Origin of the sequence: Streptomyces sp. NPDC102467, from assembly GCF_044765445.1 — a bacterium.
Lineage (GTDB): Bacteria > Actinomycetota > Actinomycetes > Streptomycetales > Streptomycetaceae > Streptomyces.
Genome location: NZ_JBIWKA010000037.1, coordinates 19,338 through 27,635, shown reverse-complemented (window position 1 = coordinate 27,635; position 8,298 = coordinate 19,338). Strand labels below are relative to the sequence as shown.

Sequence of the window (8,298 nt, the reverse complement as noted above, 5' to 3'; positions counted from 1 at the left end):
GAACATTCTCTGGGGCTTTCCTCCGGGCGCTTCCCTTCGGTCTTGCTGTCTTGCGTTTCCGACTCTATCAGATCTTTCCGATCCGATTTCCTCGGTATTTCATTCCGCTTTCCAGGATTTCCGCTTTCGCGGTTTTCCTTTCCGGCGGGAACGAACTCTACCAGGCTTTTCTCGACCGTCTGACCACTCACCTGCGGACATGCAGGAGCTGATCAAAGATAAGGTTTGACTTGATAGATGCTGCCGGGATCAAGGACGCTAGATGGCGTCGGTCGGCCCTAGGCAGGAGTACGACAGTACATGGGGCATGGGTTCGGCGCAAATCGTTTGCCGGGCGCCCCTACGACTGCCAACCGGTACCACTCGTGCGGAACCGGGACTTTTTATGACTTACGCTTCTGAACAGTACGTCGTCCACGACACGCAGTGACGGCGACCATGAATCTCCGCCCCCTGGGAGGCTTGCCATGACCAGTGTGACGTCCCCTCTTGAAGGACGCGCCATCGGGCTCTCCGCTGTTCCTGACCCGGTGTTCTCCGGTGCGATGGTCGGCCCCGGCACCGCCATCGACCCCGTCCGCGAGCCCTCCGAGGCCGTCGCTCCCGTCAGCGGCATCGTTGTGTCCCTGCACCCGCACGCCTTTGTCGTCGTGGACGAAGAGGGCCACGGGGTACTGACGCACCTGGGCATCGACACCGTCCAGCTCAACGGCGAGGGCTTCGAGCTGCTCGTCAACAAGGGCGACACTGTTCAGCGCGGCCAGGCTGTGGTCCGCTGGAACCCGGCCGCTGTCGAGGCCGCGGGCAAGTCGCCGGTGTGCCCTGTCGTCGCGCTCGAGGCCACGGCCGAATCGCTGTCCGACGTCGCCGAGAGCGGTGACCTCAAGTCCGGCGACTCTCTCTTCAGCTGGAAGTGAGCCGGACGCCTTCGCCGACGGCCGGCAGGAAAACCATTGCGGCGGCACGGCCCGCCGCACTATTGGAGACGGGTGAGATGGAGACAACGCTTCGGGGCGTCGGCGTGAGCCACGGTGTGGCGATCGGCGAGGTTCGGCATATGGGGACGGCCGTGCTCGAGCCGCCGGCCAAGCAGATTCCGCCGGAGGAGGCCGAGCGCGAGCAGGGGCGCGCCCGCCAGGCCGTCGAAGCCGTCGCGGCCGACCTGATCGCCCGCGGCAATCTGGCCGGTGGCGAGGCGCAGGCGGTGCTCGAGGCCCAGGCCATGATCGCTCAGGACCCTGAGCTCATCGCCGATGTCGACCGTCGCATCACCGTCGGCAGCACGGCCGAGCGCGGGATCTACGACGCGTTCTCGCACTACCGCGAGCTTCTGGCGGGCGCCGGCGAGTACATGGCCGGCCGTGTCGCGGACCTCGACGACGTGCGGAACCGCATCGTGGCCCGCCTGCTGGGTGTTCCGATGCCCGGCGTTCCGGACAGCGACGAGCCGTACGTGCTCATCGCCCGTGACCTGGCGCCCGCGGACACCGCGCTCCTCGACCCCACGCTCGTGCTCGGCTTCGTGACCGAGGAAGGCGGGCCGACCAGCCACAGCGCGATCCTGGCCCGTGCTCTCGGAGTGCCCGCCATCGTGGCGCTGCCGGGCGCCGGTGAGCTGGCGGAGGGCACCGTCGTGGCCGTCGACGGCAGCACCGGTGAGATCTTCGTGGACCCGACCCCGGAGAAGCGGGCCGCTTTGGAGGCTTCGGCCGCCGAGCGCAAGGCGGCGCTGGCCGGCTCGTCCGGCCCTGGTGCCACCTCGGACGGGCACAAGGTGCCCCTGCTCGCCAACATCGGTGGTCCGGCGGATCTTCCGGCTGCCGTCGAGGCCGGTGCCGAGGGTGTCGGTCTCTTCCGCACCGAGTTCCTCTTCCTCGACGACAGCAAGCAGGCTCCGTCCGAGGAGAAGCAGGTCGAGGCGTACCGCCAGGTGCTCGAGGCGTTTCCCGAGGGCCGTGTCGTCGTGCGGGTGCTGGACGCCGGTGCCGACAAGCCGCTGGACTTCCTCACCCCCGCCGATGAGCCCAACCCGGCTCTGGGCGTGCGTGGCCTGCGGTCGCTCCTCGACCACCCCGAGGTGCTGCGTACTCAGCTGACCGCGCTCGCCAAGGCGGTGGAAGGGCTGCCGGTATACCTCGAGGTCATGGCACCGATGGTGGCCGACCGGGCCGACGCCAAGGCGTTCGCCGATGCCTGCCGTGAGGCCGGTCTGCAGGCCAAGTACGGCGCGATGGTCGAGATTCCGTCCGCCGCGCTGCGTGCACGCTCGGTGCTGCAGGAGGTCGAGTTCCTGTCGCTTGGCACCAACGACCTGGCCCAGTACACGTTCGCGGCCGACCGTCAGGTCGGTGCCGTATCGCGTCTGCAGGACCCGTGGCAGCCCGCCCTGCTCGACCTCGTCGCGCTGTCCGCCGATGCGGCGAGGGCTGAGGGCAAGAGCTGTGGCGTGTGCGGCGAGGCCGCGTCCGACCCGCTTCTGGCCTGTGTGCTGACCGGCCTGGGTGTCACCTCTCTTTCCATGGGTGCCGCGTCGATTCCGTACGTCCGTGCGACGCTCGGCAAGTACACGCTGGCCCAGTGCGAGCGGGCGGCTGCCGCCGCCCGTGCCGCGGACTCCGCCGAAGAGGCCCGCTCGGCCGCGCAGGCCGTGCTGTCCGGCGAGTAGTCGCCCGCGCATGCGGTTTCTGAGGGCGCTCCACCTGTCGGTGGGGCGCCCTCAGGGCGTTTCCCGCCGGGCCGGTCAGTGGTGGTGTCGGCTCTCGGGGGCCGAGTCCTCCACTTCAGGTGCGGTGCAGTAGTCGACTCCGGGTTCCGGCGCCATGAGATCGCCGGAGAAGGCGTCGGTGCAGTACGCGTCGAAGACCTGTGCGGCGGTCAGTTGCTTGAGGTTCTCGTCCTTCAGGCGCCAGCCGTAGACGCGATCGCTCTTGCCCGCGGTGGTGCGGACGACCAGTGCGCAGGGGCCGGCGGTGACGATGGCCAGCGCCAATACGGTGGTGAGCTCCATCGCCGCGGTCTCGTCGAGACGGACGGTGTCGGGTGTGGTGGCGTCGATATGGAGCACTGTCAGCAGCGTCTGCTTTCCCGTGGGGACACTGCACACCCAGTGGTGGGTGCCTTCGCCGATGGTGTCGATCACTCGGGCGACCAGGTACGAGGCGCGCGCGAACGCGGCCCGTCCCAGGTCCTGCCCGCAGACCGCGCAGGGGCCGATGCGGGCGAGGACGGAGGAGGCGTACTCCCAGGTCGCCCGGCGGACGGCCTCCTCCACGAGATCCGGGACGAGGTCGGCCAGGGTCTGGCCCTCGTACGGGATCGAGGGGCCCGTCGAGGCCAGTTCCGCCGTGAAGCGCGTACGGCTGATCGGGGTGTCGGGTTCGAGGCCTGTCTCCGCGCAGAACTCGGCGTACTCCTCGGGGTCGAAGAGCGCGACGGTGGTATGTCCTCCGTCAGCGGCCAGGGATTTGAGGAGTTCTTCCACTTGCCGCAGATACGCCGTGTGGTCGTCGAAGGTGAAGCTGCGGTAGCGCCGCATCTCCGTGAAGTCCTGCTCGTCGGCCAACAGGCCGATCGTGCCAGCGACTTCGCGGCGCAGGATGTGCCGTGTGCCCGTCGTCCGGCCGTGCTGAGTGCCCGCCATGATTCCCCCTGAGTGCGCTCGTCGATCATTGCTCACTCAGAGTAATCGCCGGTACTGACAACGCCGTGGGGCGCAGCTCGGACGGCCGGACTCCGGGCGCTCGTCAAGCTCGCTTGCGGGCGATCTCCTCGTAGAACCGGAGCAGGTCGAGGTTGTCGATGGAGCCGGGATTGACCGCCTTTTCGAGCGGGGTGCCCTGCAGGAGGCGCTTCACGGGGACTTCGATGCGCTTGCCGGTGAGGGTGTGCGGGACGCCAGGGGCCTCGATGATCTCGTCGGGGACGTGCCGCGGGGAGAGCTGTTCGCGGATGGTCAGTTTGATCCGGGCGCGCAGGTCGTCGTCGAGGACGGCGCCCGGGGCGAGGTGCACGAAGAGTGGCATCCAGTAGCCGCCGTCGGCTTGTTCCAGGCCGATGACGAGGGACTCGCGGATTTCGGGGAGGCGCTCCACCGCTTCGTAGATGTCGGCGGAGCCCATGCGGACGCCCTGCCGGTTGAGGGTGGAGTCGGAGCGGCCGTGGATGACGACGGAACCGCGGGAGGTGACGGTGATCCAGTCGCCGTGGCGCCAGACTCCGGGGTAGGTGTCGAAGTAGCTGTCGTGGTAGCGGCTGCCGTCGGGGTCGTTCCAGAAGCGGATCGGCATGGACGGCATGGGGTTGGTGACGACCAGTTCGCCGACCTCGTCGATGAGCGGATTGCCCTCGTGATCCCAGGCCTGCAGGTCCGTTCCGAGGCCGGGGGCCTGGAGCTCGCCGATGTGCACGGGGAGTGTGGCCACGGCTCCGGCGAAGCAGGAGCAGACATCGGTACCGCCGCTGACCGAGGCGATCCACAGATCGGCGCGGACCTCGTCGTGCAGCCAGCGGAAGCCGTCCGGCGGGAGCGGGGAGCCGGTCGTGGCCACGCACTTCACGCGGGACAGATCGTAGTCGCGGGCGGGATGGACGCCGGCCTTGCGACAGGCCATGACGTACGCGGCGGAGGTTCCGTAGAGGGTCGCTCCGGTGCGTTCGGCGATGGACCATTGCGCTCCGGTCCCGGGAAAGCCGGGACTGCCGTCGTACGTGATGATCGTGGTGCCGGTGAGGAGTCCGCTGACGAGGAGGTTCCACATCATCCAGCCCGTGGACGTGTACCAGAAGAAGCGGTCGTCGGGGCCCAGGTCGCAGTGCAGGCCGAGCTGTTTGAGGTGTTCGACGAGGATGCCGCCCTGGGACTGGACGATGGCCTTGGGCAAGCCGGTCGTGCCCGAGGAGTAGAGCACCCAGAGGGGGTGGTCGAAGGGCACCTCTTCGTAGACGGGCGGCACGTCGGCGGAGGTCAGGGCCGACCATTCCAGGGCGCCTTCCGGGGCTTCGCTGCCCAGGAGGGGGATGTGCACCACGGCGCGTAGGGAGGGCAGCTCGGAGCGGAGTTCCGCCACGGTGTCGCGGCGGTCGTGTGCCTTGCCTCCGTAGCGGTAGCCGTCGACGGCGAACAGGACGACGGGCTCGACCTGCTGGAAGCGGTCGAGGACGCTGCGGGCGCCGAAGTCGGGGGCGCACGACGTCCACACGGCGCCGACGGCCGCGGTGGCCAGGAGGGCGACGACGGCTTCGGGGATGTTGGGCAGGTAGCCGCTGACGCGGTCGCCGGGTCGGACGCCCAGGGTGCGCAGTTCGGCGGCGAGCGAGCCGACCTGTCGGCGCAGTTCCGACCAGGTGACCGGGCGCTGCTCGTGCGTCTCGTCCACGTGCAGGATGGCGGGGGTGTCCGCGCGCGCGGGGTCGTCGGCGGTGCGCAGTGCGTGGGCCGCGTAATTCACGGTGGCTCCCGGGAACCACTCGGCGCCGGGCATCGCGCGGCTGCCCAGTACGCGCGCGTAGGGGTGCGTGAAGCGCACATCGAACCAGTCGGTGACGGCTTTCCAGAACGTCTCGAGTTCGGTGACCGACCAGCGGTGCAGTGCCTCGTAGCCGCCCTCGGCGGGCGCTCCGTGATGTGCGGCGGCCCAGGCCTGGAACCGTGTGACCTGTGCGTCGGCGATCTGCTGCCGGTCGGGCTGCCAGAGCGGCGCGGGATTCGCTGTGGTCATGGGGCGGCTCCTGGAAATACGCGGCGTATGCGTCGTCTGCGCACACGGGCTCGGGTGTGCGCGTGGCACGGCTGACAGGACGATGCCACGTGATCGACTTCGACACCAGGGCGGCCCCCACACAGTCCGTCCCGCGTAGATGTGCCGCGGCCACGGGTGAACGGCAGTTGAACGCGCCACGCGCGCGTGGCGCCGAGTGGGAGGGTGAGCAGCATGAACGGTCGTGACCTGGTGCGCTCGGTGAAAGTGGTCTCTCTGGTGGGGCCGGCCCGGGGGCTGCGCGCCGTGCGGGCCTCGTGGCGGCATCGTCGGGCGGATTCCGTGGGGCTCGCGCACCGGGGTCCGGAGCGGGCCCGGGTCCCTGGAGGCGTGGTCGGGGTGGACCCCGGGCCGGGCGGCGGTGTGGTGCGTTTCGAGCGGTCCCGTGTCCGGGTCATGGTCACGGCGGGCGGCGCCGTGTTCTGGGGGTGGGACGGGGCCGAGCCCGTGCCGTCGTACGGCCTGGCCGGTGGGTGCCCCGAGGCGGATCCGCGGGCTGTTCTGGAGCCGGACAAGGACGGCGGCTGGCGGGTGGTGTCCGAGCGGGCGACGGTGGCGGTGTCGCGCCATGGTGGCGTGCAGGTGTGCACGCCGGGCGGCGTGACGTTGCGTCGTGATCTGCCGCCGCGCTGGTGGGAGCCCGAGGGCGGCGGGGAGGCCCGGTGGGTGCAGCGGTGGGAGGTCTCCGCGGACGCGCGGTTCTTCGGGCTCGGGGGGCGGTCGGCGGGGTCTCGGTTGCGTGACGGTACGTATGCGTTGCGGAACGTCGATCCGGGCGGCTCGTCCGGCCCGGAGGGCGATCCGTTGTCGGTCACGATGCCGGTGCAGCTGGTGGTCGCCGACGCGGGCACGCATCTGGTGTTCTACGACAGCACGTGGGACGGCACGGTGAGTCTGCGGGAAGGTCGCGAGGGGGCGGGGTCGGGGCACGACCGCCCGGGTGCGGGTGAACTGCGCGTCGAGGGCGGCCCGTTGCGTTGCTGGGTCATGGTGGGCACGCCCGCGCGCGTTCTGCATACGTGGGCGCAGTTGACGGGTCCCGCGGCCGTGCCGCCGTCGTGGGCGATGGGTCACCACTATGCGCGTCGGCAGGTCAGCACCGCGGAGGAGGTGCGCCGGGTCGTCGCGGGCTACAGGGAGCGCGCCTTGCCTGTGGACGCGGTGCATCTGGACATCGACCATCATGCGGCGCGGCAGGCTTCCGCCGTCGAAACTGAGCGTTCCGCCTCGTTGCCCCGGCTTGCCGAGGACTTGCGCGCCGACGGCATCCGGTTGGTGTCCATCGTCGATCCGGCGGTCAAGGCCGAGCGCGGCAATGCGGTGTTCGACGGTGGGCGGGCGATCGACGCTTTTGTGCGGGACGCGGCAGGCCGCCTGATAAGTGGGGTCATAGGGCCTGGTGATTCGGTGTACCCGGACTTCACCGCGAAGGGTGTCCGCAAGTGGTGGGGCGGGCTGTACGAGGAGCGCCTCGCGCAGGGCTTCTCCGGGTTCCGGCACGACGGGAACGAGGCCGTGTCCTCTGCCGCGTTCGGCCCGGCGTTGCCCCGTACGGCCCGGCACGCGCTGGAGGGACGTGGCGGCGACCATCGTGAGGCGCACAACGTCTACGGCCTGTGCATGGCGCGGGCCGGCTACGAGGGGTTGGGTGAACTGCGGCCGCAGGAGCGGCCGTTCGTGTTCTCCCGTGCCGGTTGGGTGGGAATGCAGCGCTACGGAGGGGCGTGGTCGGGCGATGTTGCGGCCGGGTGGCCCGGGTTGCGTGCCTCGCTGTCCCTGGTGATCGGTCTCGGATTGTGCGGTGTTCCGAGCTCGGGGGCCGCACTGGGCGGCTTCGATGGGGAACCGTCGCCGGAGCTCTACTTGCGCGGGCTTCAACTGGGCGCCTACATGCCGCTGTTCGCTACGCAGTCGGCGTCGCGGGCGGGTCGGCGCGAGCCCTGGGACTTCGGTGACGAGGTGGTGGGGCACGCGCGCGTGGTGCTGAACGAGCGGCGTCGGCTTCTTCCCTACTTCATGACACTCGCTCACCTCGCTCGGCGTACCGGTGCTCCCTATGTGCGCCCTTTGTGGTGGGGGGCTCCGGAGGATCGTGGTCTGCGCGACTGCGAGGACGCTTTCTTGTTGGGGGACAGTCTGTTGGTGGCCCCCGTACTGGAGCCGGGGGTTGAGCAAAGAGCCGTGCGGCTTCCTCGGGGACGCTGGTACGACACGGTGACCGGTGCGGTGTTCGACGGCCCTGGGCCGGTGACTGTCGACGCCCCGTTGTCGCGTGTTCCGGTGCTGGCTCGCGCCGGTGCGGTGCTCCCCGTACGGGGCGAGAACGGCGGAATCGAGTTGGAGGTATGGGCTCCGGAGGCCGGGCGTACGGGTGGGGGCCTTCTCGTACCGGATAAGGATGACGGGTGGGAGGAGCCCGAGGTCGAGCGGTATCGGGTGCGCTGGAGCCAGGGGCGGGTCATCATCGAGGGGGCCGGGGACGGCGGCGGTGAACTGCCGTACCCGGTACGCGTGCGCGGCCTCTGAACGACTTTCAGCGGGA

At 69.8% G+C, this 8,298-nt stretch carries 6 protein-coding genes; 3 read left to right on the top strand and 3 right to left on the bottom strand.

Going from position 1 to position 8,298, the window contains the following annotated elements; genetic code table 11:
• Positions 1 to 191 (bottom strand): hypothetical protein (locus ACIREE_RS41040; protein ID WP_404164470.1); only part of this gene is annotated, 191 nt, incomplete at its 3' end.
• Positions 192 to 467: 276 nt separating this feature from the next.
• Here ACIREE_RS41040 and ACIREE_RS41035 point away from each other — a divergent pair.
• Positions 468 to 917, top strand: a complete 450-nt coding sequence (locus ACIREE_RS41035; protein WP_404164468.1) for a PTS glucose transporter subunit IIA — start codon at positions 468 to 470, stop codon at positions 915 to 917.
• 77 nt (positions 918 to 994) lie between these two features.
• On the top strand, positions 995 to 2,665 hold the full coding sequence (gene ptsP / locus ACIREE_RS41030; RefSeq protein ID WP_404164466.1) for a phosphoenolpyruvate--protein phosphotransferase: 1,671 nt from the start codon (positions 995 to 997) through the stop codon (positions 2,663 to 2,665).
• Positions 2,666 to 2,740: 75 nt separating this feature from the next.
• Here ptsP and ACIREE_RS41025 read toward each other — a convergent pair whose 3' ends face one another.
• Complete coding sequence (locus tag ACIREE_RS41025; protein ID WP_404164464.1) at positions 2,741 to 3,640, bottom strand: hypothetical protein; 900 nt, start codon at positions 3,638 to 3,640, stop codon at positions 2,741 to 2,743.
• Between the two features lie 103 nt (positions 3,641 to 3,743).
• Entirely contained in the window at positions 3,744 to 5,717 is a 1,974-nt protein-coding gene (locus ACIREE_RS41020) for an acetoacetate--CoA ligase (protein WP_404164462.1), read from the bottom strand.
• Between the two features lie 213 nt (positions 5,718 to 5,930).
• Between ACIREE_RS41020 and ACIREE_RS41015 the strand changes: the two genes are divergently transcribed.
• Positions 5,931 to 8,282 carry a TIM-barrel domain-containing protein gene (locus ACIREE_RS41015; protein ID WP_404164460.1) on the top strand — a complete coding sequence of 784 codons (2,352 nt, stop codon included), beginning with the start codon at positions 5,931 to 5,933 and terminating at the stop codon, positions 8,280 to 8,282.
• Positions 8,283 to 8,298: the final 16 nt, after the last annotated feature.